Annotated in this window: 24 protein-coding genes; 22 read left to right on the top strand and 2 right to left on the bottom strand. The window is 67.8% G+C overall.

Annotation, left to right across the window (positions count from 1 at the left end; translation table 11 throughout):
- The first annotated feature begins 2 nt into the window (after nucleotides 1–2).
- Genes nifN through FBZ88_RS03180 form a run of 7 tightly spaced genes read left to right on the top strand, consistent with a single transcriptional unit; the run spans nucleotide 3 to nucleotide 3,847 of the window.
- Nucleotides 3–1,385: a nitrogenase iron-molybdenum cofactor biosynthesis protein NifN gene (gene nifN, locus FBZ88_RS03150; protein WP_145615405.1), complete on the top strand. Its 1,383-nt coding sequence runs from the start codon at nucleotides 3–5 to the stop codon at nucleotides 1,383–1,385.
- Nucleotides 1,382–1,777, top strand: a complete 396-nt coding sequence (gene nifX, locus FBZ88_RS03155; protein ID WP_088871191.1) for a nitrogen fixation protein NifX — start codon at nucleotides 1,382–1,384, stop codon at nucleotides 1,775–1,777. The genes nifN and nifX overlap by 4 nt, the downstream gene beginning before the upstream one ends.
- A 5-nt stretch (nucleotides 1,778–1,782) precedes the next feature.
- Nucleotides 1,783–2,253 (top strand): NifX-associated nitrogen fixation protein, encoded by a 471-nt coding sequence (locus FBZ88_RS03160; RefSeq protein ID WP_088871192.1) that lies wholly within the window; start codon nucleotides 1,783–1,785, stop codon nucleotides 2,251–2,253.
- Between the two features lie 18 nt (nucleotides 2,254–2,271).
- A complete protein-coding gene (locus FBZ88_RS03165) occupies nucleotides 2,272–2,505 on the top strand; it encodes a CCE_0567 family metalloprotein (protein WP_145615406.1) in 234 nt (77 codons plus the stop codon).
- Between the two features lie 15 nt (nucleotides 2,506–2,520).
- Nucleotides 2,521–2,823: a ferredoxin III, nif-specific gene (gene fdxB, locus FBZ88_RS03170; RefSeq protein WP_004274327.1), complete on the top strand. Its 303-nt coding sequence runs from the start codon at nucleotides 2,521–2,523 to the stop codon at nucleotides 2,821–2,823.
- Between the two features lie 14 nt (nucleotides 2,824–2,837).
- Nucleotides 2,838–3,458, top strand: coding sequence for a nitrogen fixation protein NifQ (locus FBZ88_RS03175; protein ID WP_145615407.1), 621 nt, complete (start codon nucleotides 2,838–2,840; stop codon nucleotides 3,456–3,458).
- 11 nt (nucleotides 3,459–3,469) lie between these two features.
- Complete coding sequence (locus FBZ88_RS03180; protein WP_145615408.1) at nucleotides 3,470–3,847, top strand: Rieske (2Fe-2S) protein; 378 nt, start codon at nucleotides 3,470–3,472, stop codon at nucleotides 3,845–3,847.
- 15 nt (nucleotides 3,848–3,862) lie between these two features.
- Here FBZ88_RS03180 and FBZ88_RS03185 read toward each other — a convergent pair whose 3' ends face one another.
- On the bottom strand, nucleotides 3,863–4,465 hold the full coding sequence (locus tag FBZ88_RS03185) for a hypothetical protein (RefSeq protein WP_145615409.1): 603 nt from the start codon (nucleotides 4,463–4,465) through the stop codon (nucleotides 3,863–3,865).
- A gap of 285 nt (nucleotides 4,466–4,750) precedes the next feature.
- On the opposite strand from FBZ88_RS03185, the gene FBZ88_RS03190 reads away from it, so the two are divergent.
- The 13 genes from FBZ88_RS03190 (at nucleotide 4,751) to FBZ88_RS03250 (ending at nucleotide 15,745) form a co-directional block, all read left to right on the top strand.
- Complete coding sequence (locus tag FBZ88_RS03190) at nucleotides 4,751–5,071, top strand: HesB/IscA family protein (protein ID WP_145615410.1); 321 nt, start codon at nucleotides 4,751–4,753, stop codon at nucleotides 5,069–5,071.
- Between the two features lie 11 nt (nucleotides 5,072–5,082).
- On the top strand, nucleotides 5,083–5,388 hold the full coding sequence (locus FBZ88_RS03195; protein WP_004274332.1) for a NifU family protein: 306 nt from the start codon (nucleotides 5,083–5,085) through the stop codon (nucleotides 5,386–5,388).
- A 21-nt stretch (nucleotides 5,389–5,409) separates the two neighbouring features.
- The gene (nifS, locus tag FBZ88_RS03200; protein WP_145615411.1) at nucleotides 5,410–6,591 is read left to right on the top strand and encodes a cysteine desulfurase NifS; all 1,182 of its coding nucleotides are present in this window, start codon (nucleotides 5,410–5,412) and stop codon (nucleotides 6,589–6,591) included.
- Between the two features lie 23 nt (nucleotides 6,592–6,614).
- A complete protein-coding gene (gene nifV, locus FBZ88_RS03205; protein WP_145615412.1) occupies nucleotides 6,615–7,742 on the top strand; it encodes a homocitrate synthase in 1,128 nt (375 codons plus the stop codon).
- Between the two features lie 33 nt (nucleotides 7,743–7,775).
- Nucleotides 7,776–8,501 (top strand): serine O-acetyltransferase, encoded by a 726-nt coding sequence (gene cysE, locus FBZ88_RS03210; RefSeq protein WP_145615413.1) that lies wholly within the window; start codon nucleotides 7,776–7,778, stop codon nucleotides 8,499–8,501.
- Entirely contained in the window at nucleotides 8,485–8,835 is a 351-nt protein-coding gene (nifW, locus tag FBZ88_RS03215; RefSeq protein WP_145615414.1) for a nitrogenase stabilizing/protective protein NifW, read from the top strand. Before cysE ends, nifW begins: the two co-directional genes overlap by 17 nt.
- Nucleotides 8,836–9,000: 165 nt before the next feature.
- On the top strand, nucleotides 9,001–9,855 hold the full coding sequence (locus tag FBZ88_RS03220; protein ID WP_145615415.1) for an electron transfer flavoprotein subunit beta/FixA family protein: 855 nt from the start codon (nucleotides 9,001–9,003) through the stop codon (nucleotides 9,853–9,855).
- Nucleotides 9,856–9,878: 23 nt separating this feature from the next.
- Complete coding sequence (locus tag FBZ88_RS03225; RefSeq protein WP_145615416.1) at nucleotides 9,879–10,982, top strand: electron transfer flavoprotein subunit alpha/FixB family protein; 1,104 nt, start codon at nucleotides 9,879–9,881, stop codon at nucleotides 10,980–10,982.
- 14 nt (nucleotides 10,983–10,996) lie between these two features.
- Entirely contained in the window at nucleotides 10,997–12,301 is a 1,305-nt protein-coding gene (locus FBZ88_RS03230) for an FAD-dependent oxidoreductase (protein ID WP_004274339.1), read from the top strand.
- On the top strand, nucleotides 12,298–12,624 hold the full coding sequence (locus FBZ88_RS03235; protein WP_411861191.1) for a ferredoxin family protein: 327 nt from the start codon (nucleotides 12,298–12,300) through the stop codon (nucleotides 12,622–12,624). Before FBZ88_RS03230 ends, FBZ88_RS03235 begins: the two co-directional genes overlap by 4 nt.
- Complete coding sequence (gene modD / locus FBZ88_RS03240; RefSeq protein WP_145615417.1) at nucleotides 12,624–13,499, top strand: ModD protein; 876 nt, start codon at nucleotides 12,624–12,626, stop codon at nucleotides 13,497–13,499. Before FBZ88_RS03235 ends, modD begins: the two co-directional genes overlap by 1 nt.
- Before the next feature lie 300 nt (nucleotides 13,500–13,799).
- Nucleotides 13,800–15,455, top strand: coding sequence for a nif-specific transcriptional activator NifA (gene nifA, locus FBZ88_RS03245; protein ID WP_326486101.1), 1,656 nt, complete (start codon nucleotides 13,800–13,802; stop codon nucleotides 15,453–15,455).
- Between the two features lie 80 nt (nucleotides 15,456–15,535).
- Entirely contained in the window at nucleotides 15,536–15,745 is a 210-nt protein-coding gene (locus FBZ88_RS03250) for a TOBE domain-containing protein (RefSeq protein ID WP_088871206.1), read from the top strand.
- Between the two features lie 75 nt (nucleotides 15,746–15,820).
- On the opposite strand, the gene FBZ88_RS03255 is transcribed toward FBZ88_RS03250, so the two are convergent.
- Nucleotides 15,821–16,381 carry a DUF2478 domain-containing protein gene (locus FBZ88_RS03255; RefSeq protein WP_145615419.1) on the bottom strand — a complete coding sequence of 187 codons (561 nt, stop codon included), beginning with the start codon at nucleotides 16,379–16,381 and terminating at the stop codon, nucleotides 15,821–15,823.
- A 259-nt stretch (nucleotides 16,382–16,640) separates the two neighbouring features.
- Here FBZ88_RS03255 and nifT point away from each other — a divergent pair, with 259 nt between their 5' ends.
- Both nifT and FBZ88_RS03265 read left to right on the top strand, forming a co-directional pair.
- The gene (nifT, locus tag FBZ88_RS03260; protein ID WP_040844955.1) at nucleotides 16,641–16,856 is read left to right on the top strand and encodes a putative nitrogen fixation protein NifT; all 216 of its coding nucleotides are present in this window, start codon (nucleotides 16,641–16,643) and stop codon (nucleotides 16,854–16,856) included.
- A 1-nt stretch (nucleotide 16,857) separates the two neighbouring features.
- Nucleotides 16,858–17,736, top strand: a complete 879-nt coding sequence (locus FBZ88_RS03265; RefSeq protein ID WP_145615420.1) for an SIR2 family NAD-dependent protein deacylase — start codon at nucleotides 16,858–16,860, stop codon at nucleotides 17,734–17,736.
- The last annotated feature ends 178 nt before the right edge of the window (nucleotides 17,737–17,914 follow it).

The raw sequence follows: 17,914 nt of genomic DNA on the forward strand, positions 1-17,914 counted from the left end.
CCATGGCGACGGTCACCCACGTCAAGAAGGCCTGTACGGTCAACCCGCTGAAGATGAGCCAGCCCATCGGCGCCGCCCTGGCCTTCATGGGACTGCGCAGCGCCATGCCCCTGCTGCACGGGTCGCAGGGCTGCACCTCCTTCGGGCTGGTGCTGTTCGTTCGCCACTTCAAGGAGGCCATCCCCTTGCAGACGACGGCGATGAGCGAGGTCGCCACCGTGCTGGGCGGTTACGACAACGTCGAACAGGCCATCCTGAACATCCACAAACGCACCAAGCCGGAGATCATCGGCATCTGTTCCACCGGCGTCACCGAGACCAAGGGCGACGATGTGGAGGGTTACATCCGCCTGGTGCGGGAACGCCATGCGGAGGTCGCGGACCTGCCGCTGGTCTACGTCTCCACCCCCGATTTCAAGGACGCGTTCCAGGATGGGTGGGGCAAGGCCGTGACCCGCATGGTGCAGGAACTGGTGGCAGCCCCTCCGGCCGGCGCCGTGCGCGACCCGGCCAGGGTCACCATACTGCCCGGCTGCCACATGACGCCGGGTGATTTGGATGAGCTGCGCACCATCCTGGAGGATTTCGGGCTGAAGCCCAGCTTCCTGCCCGACCTGGCGGGGTCGCTGGACGGCCACATTCCGGAAGACTTCACCCCCACCACCATCGGCGGCATCGGCGTGGATGAGGTGGCGGGCCTGGGCGCCTCGTCCTGGGCCATCGCCATTGGTGAGCAGATGCGCCCGGCGGCGGAAGCCTTGCGGGACAGGACGGGCGTGCCCTTCCGCCTGTTCCCGCGCCTGTGCGGTCTGGAGACGACCGACGCCTTCATCATGTTCCTGTCGGAGATCAGCGGCCGGCCGGTGCCCGTCAAATATCGGCGGCAGCGCGGACAGCTGGTGGACGCCATGCTGGACGGACACTTCCACATTGGCGGCCGCAAGGTGGCCATCGGGGCGGAACCCGACCTGCTGGCCCATGTCGGCGGCATGCTGCACGCCATGGGCGCCCACATCACTGCCGCCGTCACCACCACCCATTCGCCCGTCCTGGCCGGGGTGGAGACGGACGAGGTGCTGATCGGCGACCTGGAGGATCTGGAACGGCGGGCGCGGGAGCGGGGGTGCGACCTGCTGATCACCCATTCCCATGGGCGCCAGGCGGCGGCCCGCCTGGGCATCCCGTTCTTCCGCATGGGCCTGCCCCTGTTCGACCGGCTGGGGGCCGGGCACCTGGTTTCCGTCGGCTACCGCGGGGCGCGGGATTTGATCTTCGCCCTCAGCAACCTGGTGATGGCCGACACCGAACAGCATCACGAGGCCACCCCCGACACCTGGCGGGTGGTGGATGGGGACGGCGCTCAATCGAAAGGGGAAGCCGCATGAAGGTCGCTTTCGCCACGCAGGACATGAAGCGGGTCGACGCCCATTTCGGCTGGGCCCGCAACATCGCCATCTACGAACTGGATCCCGACGGCTACCGCCTGCTGCAAGCGGTGGAGTTCGCCGGTGATTTGCAGGAGGACGGCAACGAGGACAAGCTGGCGCCCAAGATCGAGGCGATCAAGGACTGCGCCATCCTCTATGTCGCCGCCATCGGCGGGTCCGGCGCCGCCCGCGTCGTCGCCAGCAACATCCACCCCATGAAGGTCACCCAGCCGGAACCCATCGAGGATCTGCTGGAGCGCCTGCGCGCCGTGCTGAACGGCACGCCGCCGCCCTGGCTGCGCAAGGCCATGGCCAAGGGGGCCCCCCGCACCCTGGATTTCGAGGATTGAAACCCATGTCCGACGTTCTGGACCTGCCGCCCGAAACGGTGGCGGCGCAAAGCCCCTTCATCCGCCAGCTGATCGTGATCTGGCGCGCCCAGGACACCCACGGCACCTGGGAGGGCAAGGCCGACCTGGATTTGCTGGAACCCTATATCGTCGACAAGGAGAAGCGGCGGCAGCTGCCCATCCTGGGCGACCCGGATCCGGAGACCATCTGGCGGCTGGAGCTGTTCTTCAACGCCGTGGCGCTCAGCATCGAGCAGGCGACGGGCGTCATGGTGTCCCCCATGCTGAAGATGAGCCATGAGGGTTTCGGCCGCATGGTGCTGATCGGCGGCCGGCTGGTGGTGGTGAACAAGCAACTGCGCGATGTCCACCGCTTCGGCTTCGACACCCTGGCCAAGCTGGCGGAGGAGGGGGGCAAGTACGTCCAGGCGGGCGTGGACATGATCGGGCGCTTTCCCGACGTCGCCCGTTATTGAGCGGATGGGGGAATTGCCATGAGCGATGTCGAGGCCCTGAAGAGCGAGATCAAGAAGCAATCGGCCCGGGCGATGCAGGCCAAGATGGACCTGCATGACCTGTCGGAGGAACTGCCCGTCAACTGGACCTCCATCCTGGAGGTGGCTCAGCGCGCCCACGACGCCTTCGCGGCGCTGGAGCGCAAGCGCGCCGACCTGAAGACGCTGGAAACCGCCGGGGCCACCGCCGCGCAGCTGTCCGTCGCGCCCTAGAAGGAGTTCGCCCCTATGTCCTCTCTCACCCGCGACGGCCGGTCCTGGCAGCCGGATTTCCTGATCGCCATCGATGCCAAGCGCTGCATCGGCTGCGGCCGCTGCTTCAAGGTCTGCGGCCGTGGGGTCATGGTCCTGAAGGGCCTGACCGAGGAGGGTGACCTGGTCGATCTCGGCAATGATGACGACGATGATGAGATCGAGAAGAAGGTGATGGTCATGGACGATGCGGGTGCCTGCGTCGGCTGCCGCGCTTGCGCCCGGGTCTGCCCCGCCAACTGCCAGACCCATGCGCCCCTGGCCGCAGATGCCGCCTGAGGAGGGGGGAACCGATGCGCAGCGCCGACGCCTGTTATCGCTGGCTGATGGACCGGGCCGGGGGGAAGGCCGATCCCTTCGATCTGCACGTCGCCGCCGCCATCCTGTCGCTGGCCTGGGCCGAGGCGGCGACCGGGCGGGGGTCTTTGCCGCTCTGTGCCGGCCTGGATGGCATCGCCCTTGAGGACCTGGCCCTGCGCCTGTTCCCGGACGCCTGGGCCGGCATGGCTGCGCTGGCGGACGGCCCCGCCGCGTTGGAGGAGGATGAGCAGGCGGTGCGTGACCTGCTGTGGATGTATGCCGACGGCGGCACCCCGCTGCAGCGCGACCTGGCGACCATGATCGCCCGACGGTGCAGCCGACCCAACCACCTTTGGCAGGATCTGGGCCTGCGCAACCGGGGCGAGCTGTCGTCGTTGATGCAGCGCCACTTCGGCGGCCTCGCCCGCCGCAACAGCCAGGACATGAAATGGAAGAAGTTCCTGTTCCGCATGATCTGCCGGGCGGAGGGCTTCACCCTGTGCACCGCCCCCGTCTGTACCGAGTGCGATGACTTCGACCATTGCTTTGGGGCGGAGGATGGCGAGGCCATGATGGCCCACCTCCGCTCCGGCCGGCCGCCGCCCGTCCATTAAAGATACCGCCCATGTCAGAGACTTATGTCCTGTGCCGCGTGGACGACATCCCCAGCCGCAAGGCCAGGGGCTTTCAGCTGTTGCGCGTCGATGGCGATGGGACGCACCGGCCCTGGGCCATCATCGTCGTGCGCTGGGGGCGGCAGGTGGTGGGCTACGTCAACCGCTGCCCGCACAACGGCGTGCACCTGGACTGGGAACGCAACCAGTTCCTGGACCCGGACGGCACGCGGCTGATGTGCGGTAAGCACGGCGCCCTGTTCGACCTGGGCACGGGCCTGTGCGTGGACGGCCCATGCCAGGGCGCCGGGCTTGAGCCGGTGATGCTGTCCGTCGAGGATGGGGACATCTGCGTCACCGGCGTCACCCTGGTGGAAGAGGCGCCGTAGCGCCCCCGCCCTGTATCAGACCGGCCGGTTCTCGTTACGGTTTTTCACCGGCAGCATCTGTGCCACGCCATCCTCATAGCTTATGGCCGGATAGCTTCGGTCGAAGCGCCGGGCGATATCCAGCAGCACGTCCAGCTTGCCGGCGGTGTCCAGCTTCTTGATGTCGTTCTTGTCGACGCCCATCAGGTCCATCATCTCCTTCCACACGGTGGATTCATCGCAGGGCAGGACGACGAAGGTGATGCCGTCCAGGGTGACCTGGTACCCGGCCAGCAGGTCGATGTTGTTGCAGAAGATGAAGTACTTCCCATCGGACCGCAGCAGGCCGGACAGCACCTCCGACACGTCCTTGAGATAGGCGAAGGAATGGACGTAACCCGCCAGCACGGGGATCGTCGCCTCCCCCTCCTGCGCATAGGTCAGCACCTGTTCCAGCTTGTACTCCGGCGGGCGCTTCTCATCCGCGATGTGCGGCTGGAACTTCAGGGCGATGTCGCCGCGAAAGCCGAAACGGCCGGGCTTGGTCGTGGGTGCCTTCAGCACGGCGTTCATCAGGCGGTCTTCCTGGGCCAGGCGGGCCAGGGCGGTTTTCTCGATCGTCGTCGCGGTGGTCGTCATCGGGTGCGGCTCCTGTACGGGGGCGGGCCCGCGGGGGCGGGGCCTCAAGCGTCCCCCCCCTTTGCAAAGGCTTTGCCGGTTGGGGCAACCGGGCCGCCGGCCTTGGATTTGCGGGATTTTGGCGTGTCCCGCCCCGCCGATTGCAGCAAACACCCCTGTCGCAAACCCGACATCGGGGGTGCGAAGGCAACAGGGTTCGGCGGGAAAACCCATATTTTCCAATGAACTCTGCCGTGGCATGCCCCTTGCGGAGGATCACAGGTCACCAACCCTTGCAGGTGCCCCATGATCAACTTGACCCCCAGCGCCCTGAACGCCGTCCGCAGCGCCATCGCCGGCGCCGCCAGCCCCACGGGCGGGCTACGCATCAGCGTCGATGCCGGCGGATGCGCCGGCTACAAATACATGATGGGCCTGGCCGGCGAGGCGGGGCCGGAGGACACCGTCATCGACCAGGACGGCGTCAAGGTCTTCGTCGATACCAAGAGTCATGAGCTGCTGGACGGCACCACCATCGACTTCGTCGTGGCGCTGGAAGGCTCGGGCTTCACCTTCGACAACCCCAACGCCAGGTCCGCCTGCGGCTGCGGCAAGTCCTTCGGTTGAGGGGGCCGGCCATGCTGATCCCCACGCTTGAAGAACAGACGGTTGACCGGGCGGTGCCGGACGGCACGGAAGACCGCCGCGTCCAGGTCATCCGCGCCGCCATCGCCGAAATCCGCCCCGGCCTGCAACGGGACGGCGGGGATTGTGAGCTGCTGGACGTGGATGGCGACATCGTGCGCGTCCGGCTGACCGGGGCTTGTGTCATGTGCCGCCTCAGCAGCGCCACGCTGGAGGGCATCCAGGCGCGGGTGGTGGAGCGCCTGGGGACCTTCGTCCGCCTGGTCCCGGTCCTGGGCCGGGCGCCGGGCCCGCACTGATCCGGCAGTGGGAACCATCTCATGCGCCCCGTCTACCTCGACAACAATGCGACGACCGCCACCGACGCCAGCGTGGTGGCCGCCATGTTGCCTTGGTTCACGGAGCGGTTCGGCAACCCGTCCTCCGCCCACGCCGTCGGCGCGGCGGCGGCGGACGGCGTCCGGCTGGCGCGGCGCCAGGTGCAGGCCCTGCTGGGCGCCGCCCACGATCATGAGGTGGTCTTCACCTCCGGTGGGACGGAGGCCAACAACACGGCCATCCTGTCGGCCCTGGAAAGCCAGCCTGGCCGGGATGAGATCGTGACCACGGCGGTGGAACACCCCGCCATCCTGGCGCTGGCGGCGCACCTGGAAAAGACGCGCGGCGTCAAGGTGCACACGGTGGGGGTGGATGGCGACGGCCGCCTGGACATGGACGATTTTGAGCGGGCGCTGGGGCCGCGCACGGCCCTGGTCTCCGTCATGTGGGCGAATAACGAGACGGGGACCCTGTTTCCGGTGGCGGCGCTGGCGCGCCAGGCCCATGCCGCCGGGGCCCTGTTCCACACCGACGCCGTCCAGGCCGTAGGCCGGGTGCCCCTGGGCCTGCGGGATACGGACATCGACATGCTGTCGCTGTCGGGACACAAGCTGCACGGTCCCAAGGGTATCGGCGCGCTGTATCTGCGCAAGGGCACCGCCTTCCGTCCGCTGCTGCGCGGCGGCCGGCAGGAACGGGGCCGGCGCGGCGGAACGGAAAACGTACCCGGTATCGTTGGCTTAGGCGCCGCGGCCGACCTGGCGGCGCGCTATCTGGAAACGGAACGCGGCTGGATCGGCCGTCTGCGCGACCGGCTGGAGCAAGGCGTGCTGGCGCAAATCGGTCAGGCCCACGTTCTGGGCGACCGGGGCAACCGCCTGGCCAACACCGCCTGCATCGCCTTCGAGTATGTCGATGCCGACGCCCTGCTGCTGCTGCTGGACCGGGCGGGCATTGCCGTGTCCTCCGGCTCGGCGTGCGCCTCCGGCGGGATGGAGCCGTCGCATGTGCTGCGCGCCATGCGCGTGCCGGCCGGCGCCATCCGGGGCGCCGTGCGCTTCTCACTTTCCCGTGACACGGCCGTCGCCGACATCGACCGGGTCCTCGATGTCCTGCCCGACATCGTCGGCCGCCTGCGGTCCAGCTCACCCCTCTGGCGGGACCGTGCCCCCACCTTCGCCTGACCCTTCGCTCAAGGAGACGCAGCATGCTCAAGGCACCGCCCATCGTCATAAATGACAGCACGTTGCGCGATGGTGAACAGGCGCCCGGCGTCGCCTTCACCACGGCGGAAAAGGTGGCCATCGCCCGCAAGCTGGAGGCCGCCGGCGTGGATGAGATCGAGGCCGGCATCCCCGCCATGGGCGCCGAGGAGATCGAGGCCATGGCCGAGATCGGCGCCTCCCTCCACCAGTCGGCGGCCATCGCCTGGTGCCGCATGACGGAGGCGGATGTGGACGCCGCCCTGCGCACCGGCCTGACGCGCGTGAACCTGTCCGTGCCGGTATCCGACCGGCAGATCAGGGTGAAGTTGCAGATCAGCCGCCAGGACATCATCCCCCGCATCCGCCGCGTGGTGTCCTACGCGCGGGACCGGGGCCTGGCCGTGGCGGTCGGCGGCGAGGATTCCAGCCGGGCGGAGATGGACTTCCTGCTGCGCGTCGTCGCCGCGGTGGAGGAGGCGGGCGCCCACCGTTTCCGCTTCGCCGACACCGTGGGCATCCTGGATCCCTTCCGCACCCATGAGATCTTCCGCCAGCTCTGCGCGGAGACGGATTTGGAACTGGAATTCCACGGCCACGACGATCTGGGCCTGGCCACCGCCAACACCCTAGCGGCGGTGCGCGGTGGCGCCACCCATGCCAGCGTCTGCGTCCTGGGCCTGGGTGAGCGGGCGGGCAACGCGGCGCTGGAGGAGGTGGTGGCGGCCTTGGGGCCCATCGCCCAACGACGGACGGGTGTGGACCTGACCCAGTTGACGGGCCTGGCCGAACTGGTGGCCGCGGCCGCCGGCCGGCCCATCCCGGTGGCCAAGTCCATCGTCGGTTCGGCCGTCTTCGCCCACGAGTCCGGCATCCACGTATCCGGCCTGCTGCGTGACCCCGAAACCTATGAGGCCATCCACCCCGCCTGGTTCGGCCGCGTGCGCTCCATCGTGCTGGGCAAGCATTCCGGCATGGCCGCCATCAACAATGCCCTGAAATCGCTGGGCTTGTCCCCCGATGAGGGCCGCGCGCGCCGCGTGCTGGATGAGGTGCGCAACTGCGCCGTCGCCTGGAAGCGCCCCATCAATGAGGGCGAGCTGCTGAAGTTCTACGAGGCCGCTGGCGACTGACCAGGGTGACGGACCGGCGGGATAGGGGCGGCCATGGCACGGGAACGCGGACTGTGGGGGCTGGTGGGTGAGGACATCGCCTGCGTGAAGGCGCGCGACCCGGCGGCCCGGCACACGATGGAAATCGTGCTGACCTATCCGGGGCTGCACGCCGTCATCCACCACCGCATCGCCCACCGGCTGTGGCGGCGCGGCCTGCGCTTTCCCGCCCGGTTGCTGTCCTGGTTCGCGCGGCTGGTGACCAATGTCGACATCCACCCCGGTGCCCGCATCGGCCGGCGCTTCTTCATCGACCACGGCGCCGGCGTGGTGATTGGGGAAACAGCCGAGATCGGGGACGACGTGACCCTGTATCACGGTGTCACCCTGGGCGGGACCAGCTGGTCGCCCGGCAAGCGCCATCCCACCGTGGGGTCCGGCGTGCTGATCGGCGCCGGTGCCAAGGTGCTGGGGCCCATCAGCGTGGGGACCGGCGCCCGCATCGGCGCCAATTCCGTGGTGGTGGAGGACGTGCCGCCGGGAATGACGGTGGTGGGCATTCCCGGCCGGGTGGTGCGCGACCCCCGCGCCCGGCGGGGCACGGCCGGCCGTATCGACCTGGACCACCACCTGATCCCCGATCCGGTGGGGGATGCGCTGACCCTGATGTTGGACCGCATCGCCTTTCTTGAGGCGCGCCTGGCCCATACGCAGGGCCGGCTGGCGGCGCTTTTGTACGAACCCGAAGCGAAGGGCAGGGATCATGGGCGTGTTGGATGAGCTGTCGCGGCTGTCGTCGGCCGAGGATTTCTTCGTGTTCCTGGAGGTGCCGTTCGATGCGGCGGTGGTCCGCGTCGCGCGCCTGCACATCCTGCGCCGCATGGGCCAGTACCTGCGCGGCAGTGAGGTGGAGGGCGCGTTCGCCGGCCTGGATGAGGGCGAAATCCGGACGCTCTGCCGTGGCCACCTGGAACAGGCCTACCAGGATTTCGTCGCCTCCACCCCCATCGCGGAACGGCTGTTCAAGGTGCACCGCGACGCGGTGGCGCCCAAGCAGCCGGCGCCCAAGCCCTTCGTGCCGCTGGCGGCGTTGGACGGCGCCAAGGGGCCGTGAGGCCGAGAGCCGACAGGGCCTGTCGGCTATCCGACAAAGCGTCGCGTACGGGTGGAATACGGAATGAAGGCAATTCAACGGCTTAGCGGGACGTCCTCAATTGGCATGCCCCTTGCCAATCATGGGCTGTGACCGCCGGATCGGGTGAGGGAAAGGAATAGGGAAATGCACATCGTCGTCTGCATGAAGCAGGTCCCTGACAGCGCGCAGATCCGGGTCCATCCCGTGACCAACACCATCATGCGCCAGGGCGTGCCCACCATCATCAACCCCTATGATTTGTTCGCGCTGGAGGAGGCCTTGCGCCTGCGCGACCGGTTGGGGGGCGAGGTGACGGTGCTGACCATGGGGCCGCCCATGGCGGAGGAGTCGCTGCGCAAGGCGCTGACCTTCGGCGCCGACCGTGCCGTGTTGCTGACTGACCGGGCCTTCGCGGGCTCGGACACCCTGGCCACCAGTTTCGCCCTGGCCGCCGCCCTGGGCAAGATCAGTCAGGAGTTCGGGGAGCCGCCCATCGTCTTCACCGGCAAGCAGACCATCGATGGCGACACGGCCCAGGTGGGGCCGGGCATCGCCAAGCGTCTGGGCCTGAACCAGCTGACCTACGTTGCCCGCATCGCCGACCTGGATCCCGCCGCCGGCACCATCACGGTGGAGCGGCGGGCGGAAGGGGGCCTGCAGGTGCTGCAAACCCGCCTGCCTGTGCTGATCACCATGCTGGAAGGCGTGAACGAGATCCGCCGGGGCAGCCTGGATGACGCCTACCGCGCGGCCCGGGCCCAAATCGTGCGGTGGAGTGCCGCCGATGCCGGCATCACCGAACTGGCGCGCTGCGGCCTGAAGGGATCGCCCACCATCGTGAAGAAGGTGTTCGCGCCCCAGGGTCGGGCGGAAAAGGTTCGCCAGGTGCCGACCGCCGACCGGTCCGCCGACGAACTGGCGGTCGACGTCATCGCCGCGATTTTCCGGACCCAGCCACCGCTGGAAGACGATCTGCTGCGGTTCGCCGCCGGCCAGTGACATCCCCGAGGGAGTAGAAGACGATGAGCGACGCCGCCCCCACCGCCCCCAAGCCTCCCGCCGCCGGCCGTGCCGGCACCAAGCGCGAACTGCCGGAGCGGTTCAAGGCTTACCGCCACGTCTGGGTGGTGGTCGAGTGCGAACACGGCGTCGTCCACCCGGTGTCGCTGGAACTGCTGGGAGAGGGACGCAAGCTGGCAGACAAGCGCGGCGTCGATCTGGCGGGCGTGGTGCTGGCGGGCGACAGCCTGACGGCGGCCCAGACGGCAGCGGCCGCGTTCGAGCATGGCGCCGACCTGGTCTACACCGTGACGGCGCCCATCCTGGCGCACTATCGCAATGAGACCTACACCCGGGCCATGACCGACCTGGTCAACACCCACCAGCCGGAAATCCTGCTGCTGGGCGCCACCAACCTGGGGCGCGACCTGGCGGGATCGGTGGCGACCACGCTGCAAACCGGGCTGACGGCCGACTGCACCGAACTGGCCATCGATGACGAGGGGTCTTTGGCGGCGACGCGGCCGACCTTCGGCGGGTCCCTGCTGTGCACCATCCTGACCCTGAACTACCGGCCGCAGATGGCCACCGTGCGCCCGCGCGTCATGGCCATGCCGGCGCGGGAACCGGGGCGCTGGGGTCGCATCGTCGAACATCCGCTGGACCTTGCGGAAGAGGACGTGGTCACCAAGGTGCTGCGCTTCATCGCCGACCGGGAAAGCGACAAGGCGCAGCTGGCCTATGCCGACATCGTGGTGGCCGGCGGCCTGGGCCTGCGCTCGGCGGAGAATTTCCAGCTGGTCCGCGCGCTGGCGGAGGTGCTGGGCGGCGACTATGGCGGGTCGCGCCCCCTGGTGCAGAAGGGCTGGATCACCGCCGATCGCCAGATCGGCCAGACGGGCAAGACCATCCGGCCCAAGCTGTACATCGCCGCCGGCATCTCCGGCGCCATCCAGCACCGCGTGGGGGTGGAGGGGGCGGACACCATCGTCGCCATCAACACCGACCCCAACGCCCCCATCTTCGACTTCGCCCACCTGGGCGTGGTCGCCGACGCGATTGAGCTGCTGCCGGCCCTGACCCGGGCCTTCCAGGCGCACTTGTCCGTCAACCGCCTTGCCGGCTGAAGGAGGGCCCCGTCATGATCAGGGACAAGTTCGACGCCATCGTCGTGGGGGCAGGCCCCTCGGGCAACGCCGCCGCCTATACCATGGCCAAGGAAGGGCTGAAGGTCCTGCAGCTGGAACGGGGGGAATACCCGGGGTCCAAGAACGTGCAGGGCGCCATCCTCTACGCCGACGCGCTGGAAAAGATCATCCCGGATTTCCGCGAGGACGCGCCGCTGGAACGCCATGTGATCGAGCAGCGGCTGTGGACCATGGACGACACGTCCTATGTCGGCATGCATTACCGTTCCGACGACTTCAATGAGGAAAAGCCCAACCGCTACACCATCATCCGCGCCCAGTTCGACAGGTGGTTCAGCGGCAAGGTGCGGGAGGCCGGCGCGGTCCTGCTGTGCGAGACGACGGTGACGGAACTGCTGCGCGATCCGCAGGGCCGGGTGATCGGTGTGCGCACCGACCGTGACGGCGGCACCGCCTTCGCCGATGTCGTCATCCTGGGCGAAGGGGTGAACGGCCTGGTGGGCCAGCGCTCCGGCTTGCGGCCTGAACTGAAGCCGGACACGGTGGCGCTGGCGGTCAAGGAAATGCATTTCCTGCCGCGCGAGGTGATCGAAAGCCGCTTCAACCTGGCGGGCAACGAGGGTGTGGTGATCGAGGCCATGGGCACCATCACCGACGGGATGACCGGTACCGGCTTCATCTACACCAACCAGGAATCCATCTCGATCGGCATCGGCTGCATCGTCTCGGACTTCGCGGAAAGCGGCCGCACGCCCTATGGCCTGCTGGAGGCCTTCAAGCGCCACCCCAGTGTTCGTCCCCTGCTGGAAGGCTCGGAATGCAAGGAGTATGCAGCCCATCTGATCCCGGAGGGCGGCTACAACGCCATGCCGGAGCTGTTCGGAGACGGCTGGATCGTGGTGGGCGACGCCGGGCAGTTCGTGAACGCCGTCCACCGCGAAGGCTCCAACCTGGCCATGACCACCGGTCGTGTTGCCGGCGAGACGGTGGTGTGGCTGAAGCGGCGGCGGGAGATGGCGACCAAGGCCAACCTGGCCGAATACCAGCGCCGGCTGGAGGAAACCTTCGTCATGAAGGACCTGAGGAAGTACCGGCGCATTCCGGATTTCCTGCACCGCAACAAGCACATCTTCGGGGTCTATCCCAAGCTGCTGAGCGCCGCCGCCCAGACCTGGTTCCGGGTGGACGGCGTCGACAAGCGCGCCAAGGAAAAGCAGATCTTCCAATCGTTCCGCAGCGGCCGGACCCTGCCCGGCCTGATCGGGGACGCCCTCAAACTGGCGAGGTCATGGCGATGATGAACACGACTGAGGGGGGGGCGGGCGCCCCTGGCGCACCGCTCGTGAAGGTGGAGGAGCGGCTGTTCCAGAACCGTTACCTGGTGGATGCCGGACGCCCGCATATCAAGATCAAGCCCCACACCGAACCCTCCAAGGCGCTGATGGCGCTGACCCACCTGTGTCCCGCCGGCTGTTACAGCCAGAACGACAAGGGCCAGGTCGAGGCGGTGGTGGACGGCTGCGTGGAATGCGGCACCTGCCGTGTGCTGACCGCCAAGACCGGGGAGGTGGAATGGAACTATCCCCGCGGCGGCTTCGGCGTCCTGTTCAAGTTCGGCTGATGGCCATCGACGCGGGCATCGGTGACCCGCTTCACCTCCCGGATGGGGCCATAGAACGGCTGCTGGAAGAGGATGTGCGCTTCGGCGACCTGACCACCCGTGCCTTGGGCATCGCTGGCCGGCCGGGCCGCATGCGCTTCCAGGCCCGTGCGGACATGGTGCTGTCCGGCGTGGACGAGGCCGCCCGCCTGCTGGTCCGGCTGGGCGCCGCGGTGACCGCCAGGGCACCCGCCGGATGCCGTTATGGCGGGGATGCCGTGCTTCTGGAGGCCACCGGTTCCGCCGCCGCCCTGCACGCCGGCTGGAAGGTGGCGCAGACCTTGATGGAATGGGCGTCGGGCGTGGCCAGCGAGACCCGCGCCATCGTCGATGCCGCCCGGGTGGTCAACCCCGACATCGCAGTGCTGTGCACCCGCAAATCCGTTCCCTACACGCGCCAGCTGGCATGCAAGGCGGTGTTGGCGGGGAGTGGGGACATTCACCGCCTGGGACTTTCCGACACCATCCTGCTGTTCCCGGAACATCGGGTCTTTTTCGATCCGCCGCATGACTTGGCGGCGGCGATCGCCCGGCTGAAGCGGACGGCGCCGGAGCGCGCGGTCATGGTGGAGGTGACCAGCGAGGAGGATGCCCTGGCCGCCGCCGCCGCGCACGTCGATGTCATCCAACTGGAAAAGTTTCCGCCCGAGGCGGTGCACCGGCTGGTGCGCCGGTTGCCCCGACGCGTGGACGGCCGGCCAGTGGTCGCCGCAGCCGGTGGCGTCACTGCCCAGAACGCGGGTGCATATGCGAAGGCGGGTGCCGACACGCTGGTTACCTCGGCCCCCTTCTTCGCCAAGCCGCGCGATATACAGGTGACTATAACGGCCTTATGAATCAAATGGATCTCAAAGAATAGTTTGCTGAATGAACATAATATTTTGCTGATTGAATATTATGAATTCACTTGCGGTCTCGTGTTGCACCTGCGAAGCTTCCTTGCAGGTACTTGACTGGACTGGCAGTTGGCGGGGGCCGCACCGCCGCATCGGTAGGCCTCGGGACACGAAAGGATTCGTGCGATGCCTATGACTGGTTCCGCCTCTCATGCGTCCGCGACATCCAGCCCGCCCTCGGCGGCCGATCGGTCGCGTGCCGGTGAATTCTCCTCCCGCGCGGAAATAGCGTTGCACGGGGTGTATGAGATTTCCAAGATCCTGGCGGTGCCCACCCGCCTGGAAACGACGCTGTCCAACGTCCTGGCGCTGCTCTCCAGCTTCCTGGAGATGCACCACGGCATCATCGCCCTGCTGGGCGATGATGGCTCGCCCCAGGTGGTGGTGGGCCTGGGCTGGACGGAGAAGAACGCCAAGAGCCATTTCGACCGGCTGCCCGAACGGGCCATCGGCCAGATCGTCACGACGCAGATGCCGGTCGTGGTGGAGAATGTGGCCGACAATCCCCTGTTCGATGATTGGTCGGCCGTGGAATGGGGTGCCGGCTCGCGCGTGTCCTTCATCGGCGTCCCCATCAAGGAAAGGGACCGGGTCATCGGGACCCTGACGCTGGACCGCACCTGGGAGGGCAAGGCGACCTTCCGCCTGGATGAGGATGTGCGCTTCCTGGTCATGATCGCCAACCTGGTGGGCCAGACGGTGCGCCTGCACGACCTGATCGGCCGGGATCGCGACCGGTTGATGAGCGCGCAGCGCCGCCTGGAAAAGGAACTGATCGAAACCGCGCGGCCGGAACGCGAGGTCAGGCCCCAGGGCATCGTCGGCAACAGCCCGGCCATCCGGTCGGTCATCGACAAGATCAAGATCGTGGCGCGCAGCCATTCCACCGTGCTGCTGCGCGGGGAATCCGGCACCGGCAAGGAACTGTTCGCGCGGGCGACGCACGATCTGTCGCCCCGGCGGACCGGCCCGTTCGTGAAGCTGAACTGCGCCGCCCTGCCCGAAAGCATGCTGGAATCCGAGCTGTTCGGCCATGAGAAGGGGGCGTTCACCGGCGCGCTGAGCCAGCGCAAGGGCCGGTTCGAACTGGCGCATCGCGGCACCCTGTTCCTGGATGAGATCGGGGAGATTTCGGCATCCTTCCAGGCCAAGCTGCTGCGCGTGCTGCAGGAGGGGGAATTCGAGCGCGTCGGCGGAACGAACACCCTGAAGGTGGATGTGCGGCTGGTTGCCGCCACCAACAAGAACCTGGAGGAGGCGGTGGCGCGGGGCGAATTTCGTGCCGACCTCTATTACCGCATCAACGTGGTTTCCATCTTCCTGCCGGCGGTGCGCGACCGCAGGGAAGACATCACCCTGCTGGCCTGCGAGTTCCTGAAGCGCTTCAACGAGGAGCACGGCACCCGCAAGAGCCTGACCGCGTCGGCTTACGCCGTCCTGGAAAGCTGCTACTTTCCCGGCAACGTGCGGGAGCTTGAGAACTGCGTGCGCCGGACGGCCACCCTGTCGCGGGACCCAGGCATCATCGCGGACGACTTCGCCTGCCGGCATGACGAGTGCCTGTCCTCCACCCTGTGGAAGGGGGCCATCGGTCCGGGCAGCGCCTTCAAGATCATGTCGCGGCCAACGGCGCCTACGCCCCTGCCACTCCGCCAGCCGGTGCCGGTCGAGCCGGCTGTGGCGTTGGGGGATGGGGATGGCCCTCCGGCCACCTGCCCGCAGGCGGGAACCTGTGCCGCGGCGCAGGGCGATGGCTTGTCGGAACGGGACCGCCTGATCCAGGCGATGGAGACGGCGGGATGGGTGCAGGCCAAAGCCGCAAGGTTGCTGAACCTGACGCCGCGCCAGGTGGGCTACGCCCTGATCAAGCACAACATCCCGGTGAAGAAGTTCTGAATTCCCGCCAAGGCCAAGAGCGGGTGCGCGTGGTCCCAATGGAAGTACCCGTGGACCGCAGACTTGAGGATGAGACAGGAATGAAGCTGAGTGCCCGCAACGTCATCGCCGGTAAGGTCGTGGCCGTCACCAAGGGGGTGACCACCGCCCATGTGAAGATCGAGATCGCCGCCGGCAGCGTCATTACCTCATCGATCACCAATGAGTCGGTGGACGATCTGGGCCTGAAGGTGGGTGACACCGTCTCCGCCATCATCAAGTCGTCCGACGTGATCATCGGCAAGGAATAGGCGCTGTGGGGGCCGGTGCCGGGCACCGGCCCCTCCACCATTAGTGCGCGGTGCGCCCGCGGCAACTTTCCCCCGTCAATTGGCCTGCCGCCAGTCGGCCCGGCGGGCCCAGTCCTCCCACCAGGTGGTGATCACGCCCGTATTGCACACCAGGGTGGTGCCATAGCCGCCGGTGAAGGCCGTCCACGCGTCGTAGAAACGCCAGGGCACGGCGGTCAGCACGGGCAGCCCGGCGTCGATGGCGGCCGCGATCTCCCCCCTCAGGCCGCGACCCTCGGCTTCCGTCTTGCCGAACTTGTTGACCAGGACCAGTTCGACCCGGTCGGCCACGGCCTGGGCCACCGCCAGGGCCGCGTCCGCCAGCCCACCCGTGTCCAGGCGGCAGGCTACGGAACCGGGGCCCAGGTTCTGGCAGATGGGGATGACACGGCCGGTGCTCAGGTCCATCACCTCCATCAGCTTCACCGGTCCGCAGTCGCCCTTGCGGTTGCGCTGGACGATGCCGCCCACCCGGCGGCCACGGTCGCGCAGACCCAGCGCGAAGTCGGCCAGCAGGGTGTCCACGTCGTCTTCCGGCTGATAGATCACGGCGGCCAGGTTCAGCAGGTTGTCGGTATAGGCGACGCTGTCGGGCATGGGGGACCTCCTGTCTGGGGAACGTGTTTCCGGCGTGGCTGCCAGGTCAAGGGGGCCTTGCACCACGCATGCCATGCCGGGGGACCCAGCCAGGGGCCGTTTCCTTGGGGAAAGCGCGCACGGACGGTAAGGGATACGACAGGCCTTGTCGGGTTCCCAACGCGACGGCGCGTGGGAAAGCGCCGGTTTCAGCACCTTCCGCCGTGGCACGGCCCTTGCTGAACTGGGGATGGCTTCCCAATGGAAAGGACCGGCCCCGATGAAAGTGATGATCCGCCGCTCACCCGAGATCGGCCTTTCCGTCTATGTGCCGAAGAAGGATCTGGAAGAGCCGGTGGTGGAGGCGGAGCGGGAGGATCTGTGGGGGGGCTGGATCCGCATCGCCAACGGCTGGGTCCTGGACCTGCCGGAGATGGCGGCCGACACGCGCCTGCCGGTGACGGTCAACGCCCGCAAGCGGGGGGAGGAGGAGTAAGATGACAGCCTTGGCGACCACCGCTTCCGTCATGCCCGATGGCCTTGAGGCCGAGCGCCTGCTGGCCGACCTGGCCGCGCAGTTGCGCGCCGGTGGACTGGTCCCCTATCTGGGGCCGGCGCTGGCCTGCCTGGCCCCGGTGGCGGCCCCAACCACGCATGAGGCGCTGGCCGATTTCTTCGCCGCCAAGGTGGCGCTGCCCCGCCGCGCCAAGGGCAACGCCTGGGCGGCGGCCCAGCACATCGAAAGTACGCGCCACCGCTCCACCGTCTCCACCCTGATGGCGGAGGCGTTCCGGCCGCCGGTGGCGCCCACGGCCCTGCATCGCCACCTGGCGGCCTGGGGCGTGCCCCTGATCGTCGACACCTGGTACGACGGCGCCATGCGCGCCGCCCTGGCGGCCTCCCCGGCCAATTGGGGGGAGGTGCAGGGCATCACCCGCGCCGGCATCGGCGAGGATCGCTGGTACCGCTTCTATGACGCCGGCGGGCAAGAGACCACGCGCGACGCCGCCGGGGCCTGGGAAACCGTGCTGTACAAGCCGCACGGCGGCGTGGACCCGGTGCGCAATTTCCTGATCACCGACGCCGATTATGTCGAGGTGCTGACGGAAATCGACATCCAGACGCCCATTCCCGACATCGTGAAGGAACGGCGGCATGGCCGGGGTTTCCTGTTCGTGGGCTGCCGCTTCCACGACCAGCTGCTGCGCACCTACGCCCGCCAGGTTTCCAAACGATCGGGTGACCGGCGCTACGTGGTGGTGGAGCCGGCGACGCTCACCCGCAATGAGGTCAAGTTCTTCGCCGCGCAGGGCCTGACGCCCGTTGCCGTGCCGTTGCCGCGGGCTGTCGAAATCCTGTGCGGGGCTGTTGCGTAACGGACGCCGGTGTCCGGCTTCGGCGCGGTTTGTCGATAACCGCACAGCGGACGTGAGGGCTTGAACTGAGGGTTCCCGCCGTTCTTCGGGATTCAAAGACGTGGCACGGCCTTTGCTGAAATACGGCGTGGGTTCAGGCGGGCCCGGCCAGGAAATGTCAAGCAAGCTTTCCCATTGA

It is taken from the genome of Nitrospirillum bahiense, assembly GCF_007828025.1.
GTDB classification, from domain to species: Bacteria; Pseudomonadota; Alphaproteobacteria; order Azospirillales; family Azospirillaceae; genus Nitrospirillum; species Nitrospirillum amazonense.